This window comes from Streptomyces sp. NPDC051286 (genome assembly GCF_044455345.1).
Lineage (GTDB): Bacteria > Actinomycetota > Actinomycetes > Streptomycetales > Streptomycetaceae > Streptomyces.
Genome location: NZ_JBITER010000083.1, coordinates 1 through 13,002, shown reverse-complemented (window position 1 = coordinate 13,002; position 13,002 = coordinate 1). Strand labels below are relative to the sequence as shown.

Annotated in this window: 12 protein-coding genes and 1 pseudogene; 3 read left to right on the top strand and 10 right to left on the bottom strand. The window is 68.2% G+C overall.

All coding sequences use genetic code 11. From position 1 onward, the window contains the following. Nucleotides 1-565 precede the first annotated feature (565 nt). The 10 genes from ACIBB8_RS35990 to ACIBB8_RS35945 form a co-directional block, all read right to left on the bottom strand. Nucleotides 566-784, bottom strand: coding sequence for a hypothetical protein (locus ACIBB8_RS35990; RefSeq protein ID WP_398959408.1), 219 nt, complete (start codon nucleotides 782-784; stop codon nucleotides 566-568). Between the two features lie 44 nt (nucleotides 785-828). Further along, on the bottom strand, nucleotides 829-2,280 hold the full coding sequence (locus tag ACIBB8_RS35985) for a dihydrolipoyl dehydrogenase family protein (protein ID WP_398959406.1): 1,452 nt from the start codon (nucleotides 2,278-2,280) through the stop codon (nucleotides 829-831). Between the two features lie 266 nt (nucleotides 2,281-2,546). Further along, nucleotides 2,547-2,732 carry a hypothetical protein gene (locus ACIBB8_RS35980; protein WP_398959404.1) on the bottom strand — a complete coding sequence of 62 codons (186 nt, stop codon included), beginning with the start codon at nucleotides 2,730-2,732 and terminating at the stop codon, nucleotides 2,547-2,549. 501 nt (nucleotides 2,733-3,233) lie between these two features. Beyond that, on the bottom strand, nucleotides 3,234-4,433 hold the full coding sequence (locus ACIBB8_RS35975; protein WP_398959402.1) for a cytochrome P450: 1,200 nt from the start codon (nucleotides 4,431-4,433) through the stop codon (nucleotides 3,234-3,236). A 31-nt stretch (nucleotides 4,434-4,464) separates the two neighbouring features. Then, nucleotides 4,465-5,838: an NAD(P)/FAD-dependent oxidoreductase gene (locus tag ACIBB8_RS35970; RefSeq protein ID WP_398959400.1), complete on the bottom strand. Its 1,374-nt coding sequence runs from the start codon at nucleotides 5,836-5,838 to the stop codon at nucleotides 4,465-4,467. Further along, the gene (locus tag ACIBB8_RS35965; protein WP_398959398.1) at nucleotides 5,828-6,037 is read right to left on the bottom strand and encodes a ferredoxin; all 210 of its coding nucleotides are present in this window, start codon (nucleotides 6,035-6,037) and stop codon (nucleotides 5,828-5,830) included. Before ACIBB8_RS35965 ends, ACIBB8_RS35970 begins: the two co-directional genes overlap by 11 nt. 366 nt (nucleotides 6,038-6,403) lie before the next feature. After that, nucleotides 6,404-7,837 carry an ATP-binding protein gene (locus ACIBB8_RS35960; RefSeq protein ID WP_398959396.1) on the bottom strand — a complete coding sequence of 478 codons (1,434 nt, stop codon included), beginning with the start codon at nucleotides 7,835-7,837 and terminating at the stop codon, nucleotides 6,404-6,406. After that, nucleotides 7,834-9,492, bottom strand: a complete 1,659-nt coding sequence (locus tag ACIBB8_RS35955) for an FAD-dependent oxidoreductase (protein WP_398959394.1) — start codon at nucleotides 9,490-9,492, stop codon at nucleotides 7,834-7,836. The genes ACIBB8_RS35960 and ACIBB8_RS35955 overlap by 4 nt, the downstream gene beginning before the upstream one ends. 7 nt (nucleotides 9,493-9,499) lie before the next feature. Then, nucleotides 9,500-9,754, bottom strand: a complete 255-nt coding sequence (locus ACIBB8_RS35950) for a hypothetical protein (protein WP_398959392.1) — start codon at nucleotides 9,752-9,754, stop codon at nucleotides 9,500-9,502. A gap of 353 nt (nucleotides 9,755-10,107) precedes the next feature. Next, nucleotides 10,108-10,629: a CGNR zinc finger domain-containing protein gene (locus tag ACIBB8_RS35945; RefSeq protein ID WP_398959390.1), complete on the bottom strand. Its 522-nt coding sequence runs from the start codon at nucleotides 10,627-10,629 to the stop codon at nucleotides 10,108-10,110. 26 nt (nucleotides 10,630-10,655) lie between these two features. On the opposite strand from ACIBB8_RS35945, the gene ACIBB8_RS35940 reads away from it, so the two are divergent. From ACIBB8_RS35940 to ACIBB8_RS35930, 3 genes and pseudogenes are all read left to right on the top strand, one after another. Then, nucleotides 10,656-11,147 carry a GNAT family N-acetyltransferase gene (locus ACIBB8_RS35940; protein WP_398959388.1) on the top strand — a complete coding sequence of 164 codons (492 nt, stop codon included), beginning with the start codon at nucleotides 10,656-10,658 and terminating at the stop codon, nucleotides 11,145-11,147. Between the two features lie 547 nt (nucleotides 11,148-11,694). Beyond that, nucleotides 11,695-11,994: a hypothetical protein gene (locus ACIBB8_RS35935; RefSeq protein ID WP_398959386.1), complete on the top strand. Its 300-nt coding sequence runs from the start codon at nucleotides 11,695-11,697 to the stop codon at nucleotides 11,992-11,994. A 539-nt stretch (nucleotides 11,995-12,533) separates the two neighbouring features. Beyond that, a pseudogene (locus tag ACIBB8_RS35930) lies at nucleotides 12,534-13,002 on the top strand (hypothetical protein); the annotation flags it as partial.

The following is a 13,002-nucleotide window of genomic DNA, read 5'->3' as shown; positions in this document are numbered from 1 at the left end:
GTTTCGTACCGTCGCAAGTCGAAACGTAGCCGGGGTACGGCGTGTTCTGCATATCAGCCCAGGTCAACGACCCACGGAAGCGACAGGGGAGCCCTATTTCCGTGCCTATGCGGGCGGCCACCGGTGCGCTGGGCTGCCTCGCCACTCCACCCACCGAGGATCGTCAAGAACTTCTTCCGGGTCCGACAGGCCGGCGCTCTCGAGGAACGCCACCACATCGCGATCGGAGTGGGCCAGCCCAAGGACTTGGTCCCCGCCGCTCCGGTGCACGCTCACTATCCGCCCCCCTGTGGGGGACGGTGTGTCCACGATGATCATCGCACCACTCATGCAACCAGAATGCCGCTGTTCTTCCCGCGCCGCAGGTCGACGTGGTCGAAGCGCCGTGCGTGCTCCTTGATCAAATCGATCAAGGAGACGCCGCGCGCATGGGTCGCACGGGGTTGCCTCCGGTGGTCGAGCGTTCGCCAACGGTCACCATGCCCGTGCGGGGTGGATTCGAGGCAGCGGGCTTTGTCGTCTCGGATGTCGAGGCTCAGCGGGTGGATGGCCTGGTCGGCCGGGATCAGCCGTTCGGCGCGGAGAGCGGGATTGTCCGGTCGCGGGCACGTTGGAGGCCGAGGAGTTCGTGGCCGGTGGTGCCGAGGTCGGGGGTGAGGGCGGTTGGTTCGGTGACTGTTCGGGTGCGGGTGGTCCTGGTCCGGTCGGCGTGGGTGACGGTCAAAGTGATGGCCTGGGCGACGCTCCGCTCGTTGCGGAGTCGGCTGATCTTCCGGAATCCCACCCGCACCATCGTGCTGTTCAGCAGCCGTGTTTCCGCGACGTGGCTCAGTCACGCCGGCAGGCGGCGAGGAGGAAGTGCCAGATCTCGCTGACCGTCGGGAAGCAGGCGACCGCGTGCCTCAGCCGCTTGAGCGGGACTTCCCCTGTGACTGCCACGGTCGCCGAGTGCAGGAGTTCGCTGACGCCGGGGCCGACGAAGGTGACCCCGAGCAGGACGTCCCGGTCAAGGTCGACGACCATCCGGGCGTGGCCCTGGTAGCCGTCGGCGTAGAGGTTGGCGCCCTGGACGGCGTCGAAGTCGACATCGACGGTCTTGACGCGGTGGCCGGCGCGGGCCGCCTGCTCGGCGTTCAGGCCCACGGCGGCCGCTTCGGGGTCGGTGAAGAAGACCTGGGGTACGGCGTGCTGGTCGGCGGTGGTGGCGTGGTCGCCCCAGGGGGCGTCGTCCAGCTGCCGGCCGGCGGCGCGGGCGGCGATGGCGTCGCCCGCGGTCCGGGCCTGGTACTTGCCCTGATGAGTGAGGAGCGCACGGTGGTTGACGTCACCCAGTGCGTACAGCCATTCGCCTTCGGCGCCGTCGACCAGGCAGGTGGTGTCGACGTCCAGCCAGGAGCCGGGGGCCAGGCCGACCGTGTCGAGGCCGATGTCATCGGTATGGGGAGCTCGGCCGGTGGCGAACATGACCTCATCGGCCTCCAGTTCGCTGCCGTCGTCGAGGGTGAGGGTGACCGGTCCCATGGGGTCCGGGCGGCGCAGGGCGGTCACCTGCACGCCGATCCGCACGTCAACGCCCGCCTCGGTGAGGCTGCGTTCGAGCAGCTCGCCCACGAAGGGTTCCATGCGGGGCAGCAGGGCGCGGCGGACGAGCAGGGTGACCTGTGAGCCCAGACCCTCCCAGAGGGTGGCCATTTCCACCCCGACCCCGCCTCCGCCGACAACGGCGAGCCGCTCGGGCACGGTGCTGGAGTCGGTGCCGTGCCGGTTGGTCCAGGGCCGGGCCTGTCCGATGCCCGGGATGTCGGGCAGCACGGGCCTGCTGCCGGTGGCGATGGCCACCGCGTGCCGGGCCGTGAGTGTCCGGCTCGCGCCGTCGTCGCGGGTGACGGTGACACGGCGGGGACCGTCGATCCGGCCGTGGCCGCGGAACAGGTCGGCGCCGACGGACTTCACCCACCGGGCCTGTCCGCTGTCGTCCCAGTCGGTGACGTAGCGATTGCGGCGGGCGAAGACCCGGTCCGTGTCGAGCGGGCCGGTGACGGCCTGCCGGGCGCCGTCCACGCGACGGGCGTCGGCGACGGCGATGACCGGCCGCAGCAGCGCCTTGCTGGGCACGCAGGCCCAGTAGGAGCATTCCCCGCCGACGAGTTCCCGCTCCACCACGGCCACGCTGAGGCCGCCCGCGAGGGCGCGGTCGGCGACGTTCTGGCCGACCGGACCGGCGCCGAGCACGATCACGTCATAAGTGCCGTTTCCCTGTTGTTCGTGTCCTTTTCTCATGTTTTTTCCTATCACGATCGGGCTGAGCACTCATTCGTTCATGGGATTGCTTGACGCAGGTCATTACCCTGGCCGGGCGACGCGGTTCGGGGCAGGAGCGGTACCAGGGGGACGAACTGCCGCGATCACGGCTCAAAAGCCTGGGAAGAGGGTGCGCAACTCGTCGCCGGTGACTGGGCCGTCCGTGGTCAGTGGGTCCTGGGAACGGTTGCCGCCGGAGATCAGACGCAGGACTGCCTCGGCTGGGCCGGCCGGGGCCAGTGGCGTCAACAGGGCTCCACGGGGTAGATGTGCACTTCGCCGTCGATGTCGAGGAACAGCGTCCGGCCGGTGTCGGCGAGCTCGATCCGGATCCGTTGTGGTGCGAGGCGGGTCCTGCTGCCGGTGTGGCTGAACCGTCCGGCAATGAGGTCGGTCCGCGCCCACGGCAGGGCTGTCTCGGCGGTGGGCACTGCCGCAGAAGGATCCAGGGCTACGCCGATGTGCCAGCCGTAAACGGACGGCTCCGACAGCCGACGGCTTGCGTGGGACGCGACGTCGAGCAGTTCGGCGAGTAGGGGATGCGCACCGCCCTGCGCTGTCCCTCGTCAAGGGAATCGTGTGTTCTGTGATCGCCCCGGAGACTGCGAGGATGCGGCGGGCTACGGATGCGTACCGCGCGCTGAGAAGCCCTGGCGCGGTCCGGTTGCGACCAGAGGAGTGGCCTGCACCCCACCGAGACGTCTCAGCTCTGCCAGCCGTAGGCGGTCCACCAGTTAGGGCTGTGCTGTCACGGTGTGGCGTCACGGCGCTCTGAGCAGCATCGCCGCAGCCGGCGTCTGCGCCTCGATCATCCCCAGGCCGACGAGACCCCGTTCGGGCTGGTCAGGAGGCAGCCCGAGTGCCGGAGTCCGACGAGCGGGATACGGGGTGGACCGTCGCTCGTGCCTGCCGTGTGCCGCCAGGTAGCCGATTCACAGTTGGATGGGCAGGTGGCGGGGGCCGCGGAGCATGGCGTTCTGCCGGTAAGGGGGCGGGTCCTGGACCAGGCGTGCCGTGCTCAGGTGGGGGATCAGCGCGCTGAGAGCGGCCTCGGCTTCGATGCGGGCGAGTGGTGCGCCGTAGCAGAGGTGGATACCGCTGCCGAAGCCGAAGTGCTGGTTGTCGGGGCGGGTGGGGTCGAACCGGTCGGGCTCGTGGAACCGCTTGGAGTCGCGGTTGCCTGAGGCCAGCACCAGCACGACGGACGTGCCTTTGGGGATCGTTGTGCCGGCGACGTCGATGTCGGCGCGGGGGATCCTCTCGCGCATGTGGACCGGTGGTTCGTAGCGCAGCAGTTCCTCCACCGCGTGCGGTAGCAGGTCGGGTTCACGAAGCAGTTGGTCCACATGCTCGGGGTGGCGCAGCAGGGTGAGCACCCCGTTGGTGATCAGGTTGACCGTGGTCTCGTGTCCCGCGATCAAGAGCAGCACGGCGGTTTCCGCGAGTTCCTCGCGGGTGAGCCGCAGGGCCGGATCCGGCTCGTTGACGAAGGCGGAGAGCATGTCGGCGGTCGGGCGGCCACGGCGCTGCTCGGCGAGGTCCACCAGGTACTGGCCCATCTCGATCCGCGCCTGGTTGCCCGCCTGGCTCCGCTCGGTGGAGTCCTCATCCGGCCTCACGTCGGCGGATGTGACCAGCGTGTCGGACCAAACCCGAAACAGCGGCTCGTCCGCGCGCGGCACGCCGAGCAGGCGGCAGATCACGGTGACGGGCAGCGGGTAGGCGAAGTCGTCGACGATGTCGATCTGCCGGCCCGCCTGGAAGTCCTCCATTAGTCCCTTGGTGAGCTGGGCGATCTCGCCACGCATGGCGTCGACCCGGCCCGGGCTGTGCGGCGGGCCGAACGGGCGCATGGTCAGGGTGCGCAGCCTGTGGTGCTCGGGGTCGTCGAGCCGCAGAAACGGCAGATTCGCCGTCTCCGCGGACGGAGACGAGGCGGTGCGGCAGCGCGGATCTGCACTCATCCGAGGGTCGTGGAGCAGAGCGGCGATCTCGCGGTAGGTGCCGATCAGATAGCTACCGTCTGCCTGCCGCACCACGGGACCGGCCTCGCGGAGCTCCGCGTACAGCGGGTAGGGGTTGGGGCGGTTCACGTAGTCAGTGATCCGTGCCAGCAAGGTGTCGGAGTCCATGGTGGCTCCTTGTGGTTCGGGGGGACGCGGGTCAGCCGGTGGGCTGCACCACGGTCAGTCGGAGATCGGGCAGGTGACCGGTGAGCGCCACGATGGGGCCGTGGGACAGCCCCTTCGGATCCGGCACGTCGGACGGAACCGGGATGTCGGCCGCGATCGCACGGTCTGCCGCGCCAGGCGGAGGCGGGAACGGGGCAGCCGTCTCGATCAGGTGCCGGTAGTAGTCGAGCGACTTGGCCATGTCGACGGTGACCGCGGCGGTGACCCGCCCCTGGTAGCCATAGACCATCGCCAGGCGGCGTGCCTCCAGAGAACCTTGGGCGATGACCACTTGGTCGGAGAAGGTCGGCACGCCCACCGACTTGATGTTGAGCCCGAACTGGCTCGACCAGAACGTCGGGAGCGTGAGGTGCGGGCGCCGCAGGGGCCCCGGATTGACCATGTTGTGGGCCGCCACTTCGGCCTGCGCAACCGCGTTGCCCCAGTGCTCCAGGGAGAGCAGCTGATACCCGAACAGCGGGTGCGGGAACCGGGAGACGTCACCGGCCACGAAGACGTCGTCGGTGACGATCCCGTACATGTTGAAGGCCCGGCATCCGGCGTCGCAGGCGATCCCGCGCGGGCCCGCTGCCAGCCCGGACTCCGCCAGCCACTCGACGTTGCGGACCGCCCCCAACGCCACGACGCACACGTCCGCGTCGACACGGCTGCCGTCGGACAGGTCCGCACCGGTGAACCGGCCGTTCCCGTCCCCGCGCAGGGCGGTGACCGTCACCCCGCAGCGCAGATCCACGCCGTGGTTGCGCTGCATGACGGCCGCAAGCTTCGACAGCGTCCCGCCGAGCGCGCCCACCAGGGGGGCGGGGCCGCGTTCGGCGACCGTGACGTCCAATCCTCGTTCCCGGCAGGCCGAAGCGATCTCCGAGCCGGTGAAGCCGCCGCCGATCACCAGCACCCGCTCCGGCCCGGCGGCCAGCCGCTCGGCCAGCCCCCCGGCCTCGTCGCGGGTGCGCAGGGTGAACACCCCGTCCAGGGAGCCCTCCTCCGGGTTGGGCCAGGGCCGCGCCCGGGTTCCGGTGGCGATCAGCAACTGGTCGAACGGCAGCGACTCGCCGTCGGCCAGCATCACCCGTTTCCCGAGAGAGTCCAGGCCGGTGGCGCGTACTCCCAGGCGCCAGTCGGCGTCCGGATCCCGGCGTATCGGCAGCCCCGTGGTGTCCGCCGGCACCTTGCCGAGCAGCACTTGTTTGGACAGCGGCGGCCGGTCGTAGGGCGGATAGGGCTCATCCCCCACCACGGTCAGTGAGCCGGTGAAGCCCTTCTCGCGCAGCGTCTCCGCGGCCCTCAGCCCGGCCAGCGATGCGCCGACGATGACGATGCGGCCGTCCCGCAGATCACCGGGCACCGGCGCTCACCTCTTCGCCGACAAGGATGGCCTGCACCGGGCACGCTGCCGCAGCCTGGCGCACGCGCTCGGCCTGCTCGTCCGGGACGGCCGGGGCGTACAGCAACCCCTCTTCACCGTGCAGCTCGAACACCTCCGGCGCGAGGAAGACACACTGCGCATAGCCCTGGCAGTGCGTGAGGTCCACAACAATCCGCATGGCTGGCCACTCCCTGAGTCCGTCCCGGCATCCCCCTTCTCTTTCTACGCTGGTGTCACACCAGGCGCTCGTTACGCCCGTGTCGCACCGGGTGCCCGCCCGCTCCCTGTTCGTGGTTTCCGTAAGGAGTGGAAGCGGCAGTCCGCGAGGCCGTCGACGATGTGAGGCAGTGCGACGAAGTGTTCGTCGTCCGCCGTGCGCGACAGGGCCACCCGGAACAGCGGTCCGCGGGCGAGGCCGAACCCCTGCCAGTCCAAGCGGCCAGTTGCCCGGCCACACGGCCGGCACCGGCTCCGTGGCCATCGCACGGATCGATGAATCGCAGACACCCGGCCGAAAGCGGGCAGGATGCTACCAGCGGCCCCCTCAGGGGCCCTCGTCCTGCGGGTCGGTGGGCAGACACACCTGAAAGCGGGTGTCGCCCGGCTGCGAGGAGACCCGGATGTCCCCGTGATGTTTGTTGACCACGATGCGGTAGGAGATGTCCAGCCCCAGTCCGGTGCCTTCACCGACCGGTTTGGTGGTGAAGAACGGTTCGAAGATGCGGGGTCTGATGTCGGACGGGATTCCTGTGCCGGTGTCGGCCACCTCCACGAGCAGGCGGGCATCCTCGCGCCACGTCCGAATCGTCAGTGTGCCCCCTGCAGGCATGGCGTCCACGGCGTTGATGATCAGGTTGGTCCATACCTGGTTGAGCTCGGCGCCGAAGGCCGAAATCGGCGGTAGTTCGTGTCCGTAGTCCTTGACCACCAGAACATTGGACGGGATTTTCGCCCGCAGCATTGTCAGGGTGGCATCGAGCAACGTGTGCACATCCACGGTCTGTTGCGGCGCCCGGTCCAGCTGTGCGTACTGCTGTGCCGCGCCGACCAGGCCCGAGATGCGGGTCACGGCGTCATCGATCTCGCCCATCAGAAGTTCCGCGTCGATGGTGTACGCCAGCCACCGCACCGTGGAGCCCAGATTGTCCTCGCCGATGGTGTCGGCCACCGAGGTCAGCCACGGCACACTGATGCCCGCGGCGACCAGAGTCGGTGCCAGATCCCACGCATCTGTGACCCCGCGCTCCTCGAGCCAGTCGCCGACGGCGTCCTCCGCATCCGCAGCAGCCAGCGCAGGCAGACCGGAAGCCGTAGCTGCCCGTTGGACCGCATTGTCCTGCAGGTCCACGAGACGATGCAGCTCGGATCCGTCCAGCCGGCCGTCAGCGATCAAGGCGAGCTTGTGGCGCATACCGGCCACTCGCTCCCGCAGAGCCGCAGTGGCCCGTACAGCGGCTGCCGCAGGATTGTTCAGCTCATGAGTCAGGCCTGCCGACAGCGACGCCAGGGCCAGCAGCCGCTCCCGCTCATTGACGATGGCATTGGCCGCGCGCGTACCGAAGAACAAGCCCTCCAGCAGGTGCAGTGCCATCGGGAACCACGTGCGTACCGCGTACGCGAAATCGTCGGCGGGCAGCACGAAGAACTCGGTGTCAGTGACAGCCCGCAGCGTGTGGGGGTACCGCTGCTCGACGCGGTCCCCGATGTACGAGCGAGTTGCCCCGCTGTACACACCGCGCTGATCGGTGCGGGTGACCTCCACATCGTCACCGTGCAGTACCCGGCTGAGCGCGATTACCCCGCTGAGCAGCACGAAGAAACACGTGGCCGAGTCGCCTTCCCTGTACACCACGCTTCCGGCGAGCCGTTGCTCTGCACGCCCGCGTTCGGCCAGCCAGCCGAGCTGCTCCTCGCTGAGCTCCTCGAACAGGAACAGAGTCCGCAACTGCTCAGGTGACAGATGTGCTGACGTGGTCACTGCGCCTCCAGATAGCGGTGCACCAGCGTGACGGCCATGGCTCCCTCGCCGACGGCCGACGCGACACGTTTGACCGAGGAGGAACGCACATCCCCTGCAGCGAAGACACCGGGCACGCTCGACTCCAGGTGGTATGGATCTCTCGGCAACCGCCACCCGGGCGGACGTTTCCCTCCGGCCATCAGGTCGGGGCCCGTCACCACGAATCCGCGCTCATCGCGGGTGACCACCCCCGCCAACCACTCGGTATGCGGCTCGGCCCCGATGAAGATGAACAGCCATGACGCGGCAATGGTGCGTATTGCGCCGGACCGGTTCTCGCGGAGAGTCAGCTGCTCCAGGTGTCCTTCGCCCTCGCCGCCGAGCACCTCGGTCCACGGGTGGATCTGGATGTTGCCGATGCCGTTGATCTGGTCGACCAGATAGCTGGACATCGAACGGGTCAGATCGCCTTGGCGGATGAGGACGTGAACACGCCGTGCGTAGCGTGAGAAGTACACCGCTGCCTGCCCCGCGGAGTTGGCACCGCCGACGATGTATACATCGTCCCCGGAGCAGCTGGGCGCCTCGGTGACTGCAGACCCGTAGAAGACGCCCGCCCCGGTGAACTCCTGCAGCCCGGTGGCGGCCAGCCGCCGATAGGACACCCCGGTGGCCAGGACCACGGTGTGCGCGGCAATCGAGCTCTCCGGACCCAGATGCAGCACCCGGCCCGATCCCGCCACCTCCAGCGCGACAGCCCGCTGCGCGCTGAGGATCTCCGCCCCGAACTTCAGCGCCTGGCGGCGCGCTCGCTCGGTCAGCTGGGAACCAGAGACGCCGTCGGGGAATCCCAGGTAGTTCTCGATACGGCTGCTCTGACCGGCCTGCCCGCCGGTCGCCTGCTGTTCCACCAGGATTGTACGGAGTCCCTCCGAAGCGCCGTAGACGGCAGCTCCCAGACCGGCAGGCCCCCCACCGACCACCACCAGGTCGTAGAAATCCGAGACCGGAACGGTGCTGAGTCCGACCTGCGCGGCGAGCTCCTGCTCGGTGGGGGAGACCAGGGGTTTTCCGTCCGGGGTGATGATCAGCGGTACGTCGGCCGCGGACAGCCCTGCGGCAGCCAGCAGTCGCTTCCCCTCCGGCTCGTCGGACAACAGCCAGCGATAGGGCACGAGATTACGGGTGAGGAAGTCACGGACTGCGAAGGAGGGCGCGGACCAACGGTGCCCGACCACGCGGGTCTCCGTGTCGCCCGGATCAGGTGTGGCGTTCCACAGGTCGAGCAGTGTGTCGATCACCGGATAGAGGTGCTGTTCAGGCGGGCTCCAGGGTTTGAGGAGATAGTGGTCGAGATCCACGACGTTGATGGCGTCGATGGCCGCTTCCGTGTCCGAGTAGGCGGTCAGCAACACGCGACGTGCGAGCGGGAAGAGATCCATGGCCTCCTCTAGGAACTCGATGCCGTTCATCTGGGGCATGCGGTAGTCGGCGAGCATGAGTGCAAGCTGATCACCACGGAGCTTGAGCTCACGCAGTGCTTCAAGGGCATCGCGGCCGGAGAGCGCGCGCACGATTCGGTAGCGGTCGCCGTACTGTCGCCGTATGTCGCGAGCGACCGCGCGGGAGACTGCCGGGTCGTCGTCGACAGTCAGGATCGTCGGGTTCGCCATGACTCCATCATTCCCGCAAAGACCGGGAAATGACTGCCACGACGGTGAGGGCGCCGACCGGGCGCTGCTCCCTGTCGAACACCGGGACGGCCGCCAGGCCCGTCCCGGGCCAGTCAATGGCCGACGTGGGCGGGGCGGTGCCTGAGGGGTCGTGGAGCATCCATGCGCCGGTACCCTGGCGCACGGCGCAGGCCGGGGCCGTGGTGTCCTCCTGGCCGATGATCTCCCACGGACGGACGAGGCCCGGAGGCAGTCCGGCCAACGACACCAGACGTAGTGCCTACATGGGACCACGCAGGTGCACCCCCCGCCCAGGCCGCCCAGCTCGGCGAGGGCGTGCTGAAGGGCGAGCTGCAGCGCATCATCCTCTGTGACGCCCCGTTCCACACTGTTAAGCAGGGTCAACCGAGCATTCATGGCTCAACTGTGTGTTTCAGGCGCAAAGTCGGCCAGAAGCCGAGGCTGCCAAGCCAGCCCGCCGCCGCAAGGCAACGGCGAAGGGTGCTGCGCCCCGGCGTACAACGCGGGCACGTCTGTCGGTCGTTTTCCCGCACCTCGGTCGACTGCGGCTTGTCCTGGCTCGAGGCTGCGACTCACCGCGCCACCGGGTGCCATTTACGGCGCGGCTCGCGCGCGGTGCCGGCGTACAGCGTCGCGATTGGCGCAGCGTTGGGAGCAGTAACGCTGCCGCCCGGTGCGGGAGGTGTCCGCGAAGATCGTGGTGCACTCGGTCACGGCGCACCGCCGGAGCCGGTGCATCCCCCGCCCCGCCAGGTGCAGCGCGGTACCAACGGAGATCAGCGAGAACAGGAGGGCGCCGAGCGGCTGGCGGTCGTCGCGGTAGTGCAGGTGCCAGCCGTCGTCGGCGTGATCGGTCAGCCGCGGGTGGGTGCAGGCAGCCGCCAGCATCCGGTTGACCAACTCGGCGCGCTCGCGCTCGTCGGTTGCGTCGACGACCTTCTCCCACGCCTCCAGCGCGGCCTGGGTACGGTCCAGGTCCCGCGCCGTGACCGGATGCTCCAGCACAAGCCCAGCGGCGCGGCAGCGGTCCGCGAGTTCCTCGGCGTTTGCCGGGCGTCGGTTTGCGAGATCCGCAGCCAGGTTCACGGCATCCTCGCCGTAAGGGTTGAGATGCATAAGCTCATTACATCATTCTGTCCCGCATGGGACACCGCGCCGGACAACACACCGAAGTACGGCAGGGAGGGGAGAACGACGTTCCCGAGCTCGTACGCCTGCGGACGTTGCTGTTCGAGACCCTCGGTGGCGACTTCTTCAACCCGTCCTCAGCGGACGACGACTGGCGGGACACACTTGCTGCGGTGCTGAAGGAACAGCTGACATCGGACGCCGTTCGGATCCTCGTCGTGGACGGCGGCAACGGCCTCGCCGCCTGTGGCATCGGCACTATTGAGCAACGGCTGCCAGGCCCGCACCTGCGCAACGGTCGGATTGGACACGTCATCGGCGTGGTCACCGATCCGACGTATCGACGCCACGGCCACAGCCGCGCGATCATGCGGGGCTTGCTCGACTGGTTCCGGGAACGTGAGGTCGCCCGAGTGGACCTGTACGCGTCTTCCGACGGTGAACCGCTCTACCGTGCACTGGGTTTCGTCGACCACCCCGACCCTTCGCTGTGCTGGCGTCCGTGACAGGCGACCCGGCGCATGAGGTAGCCAGCCGCGTTGCCCTCGGCCGCAGTTCAAGGCGCATTTTCATGCTCGGGCGGACTCATGGGCAGAGCTCCTGGTCCTCACTGACAAGCGCTGCTGTTCGTGCAGAGCAGCCAGGCATTGGGCATCGACCTTCTACATGACCTGAACGGAGCGCGGCTCAGCCGGTCTCCTGCTCCCGGCGGTCCAGTTGGTTCAGTGGATCGGGTTGCCGGTGGCCAGCGAACTTCTGGACCGTCACGACGAGTGCTCGGCTGTCCGAATGAGCTCTCTTCGGATCCCTGGTCGTCGACAACGCTCATGAGGAACCTTGGGGGAAGAACCCGCGAAGGTCGTCGCACAGAGACTCGTCTCAGACCTACCGACTGCCGCAGCGGAAGATTCGACGCTTGCTACCACGGGTCCGGCAGCCCAGCGAGGAACGACCGCACCTCGACCGGTCGCAGGTATCTCACCGCAAAGCGCCACGGGTGTGGCCCGGTGGTCGGCCGCACTCCGGGTGCCGTCCCTGACCAGCCCCTGGTGCATGCACCGGTACTGCCTCGAGCACCAACACCGCCAGGTCGTCCTCGACCGGGCCGGCGTCGAAGTCGTGCACCGCATGCCGCACGCGTTCCGCGACGGCCGTGGCGCCCAGCCCCACGCACTGCCACAGCGCCTCGGAAGATCCGTCGTCGTGCCGATGTGCATCTGCGACCTGCTTGACCCGCAAGGCACCTCCCTGAACTTCTCGGTATCGAAGTCGCCCGGACCCGCGGGCCACAGACCTGAATCGGCGACCTTCGAAGCACTGGGCCAGATGCCCACCGCTTCGTCATACAGCTGAACCGTCCCCTACGGTCCCGGACTCGCCTCATGTTCCCGCGTGACCTCATCAGAGACGGCCTCGCTGGTACTGCACGGCAGGCGCCGTGCCTCCATCCGGCTGCGGGAAGGGGTGGCGCCGCTGGAGGCGGACGGCGTGCGGCGCCGGATACCGGTGGCAGCGATAGGACGGGCCGACGTTCACGGCCCCCAAGCCGCTTTTGCCTCGGACTTGGGCGCACTGCTTACGGGCTCGTCCGACGTAAGTATCGGTGGGGTGGTGGGGGTAGTGGGTTGAGTTGGGGTGGGGTGCTGCCGGGTGGGTGAGGGGGTGGGGGTTTGTCGCTCGGGTGGGCTAATTGTGTGCCAGGGGGGCTTATTTTGTTGTTATTTGACGAACAGTCAGATGGTGATGGGGGTGTGGAGGGTGGGGTGTTTACACCCGGTCGGCCCTGTGATGTAACGCCGGGGACCTGTCCGATATGACAGGTAATGGTGTTGTAAGTACGTTCGTTTCAGGTCGGCTGCCCAGCCGGCGTCTCTGAGACAGGAAGAAGTGACATGACCACGCGTACTGTCGCTGTGACCGCTGCCGTAGTAGGCGCAGCGGTTCTGGCTACGACTGGCATTACATATGCCTCGGCTGCCGGCTCGGCTCCGGCTGCTGCGTCCGTTCAGCAGGCTGCTCCGCTTAGTGGTGACGGCGGGAACGGCACCGGGAAGGGCAACGGGAACGGGAACGGCAACGGGAACGGCAACGGGAACGGGAACGGCAACGGGAACGGGAACGGGAACGGGAACGGGTTCGGGAACGGGTTCGGGAACGGTAACGGGAACGGGTTCGGGAACGGGAACGGGAACGAGGGTGGCGGCAAGGGGAACGAGGGAGGCGGTTACGGCGGTTACGGCGGTTACGGCGGTAACGAGCGTGGCCACAAGGAGCGCCGCCACCACCGGGAGGGCCGGATCTTCATCAACGAGCGGTCGTACTCCGCCCGTGGCGAGGACGGCTGCATCACGGTGGTGAGCG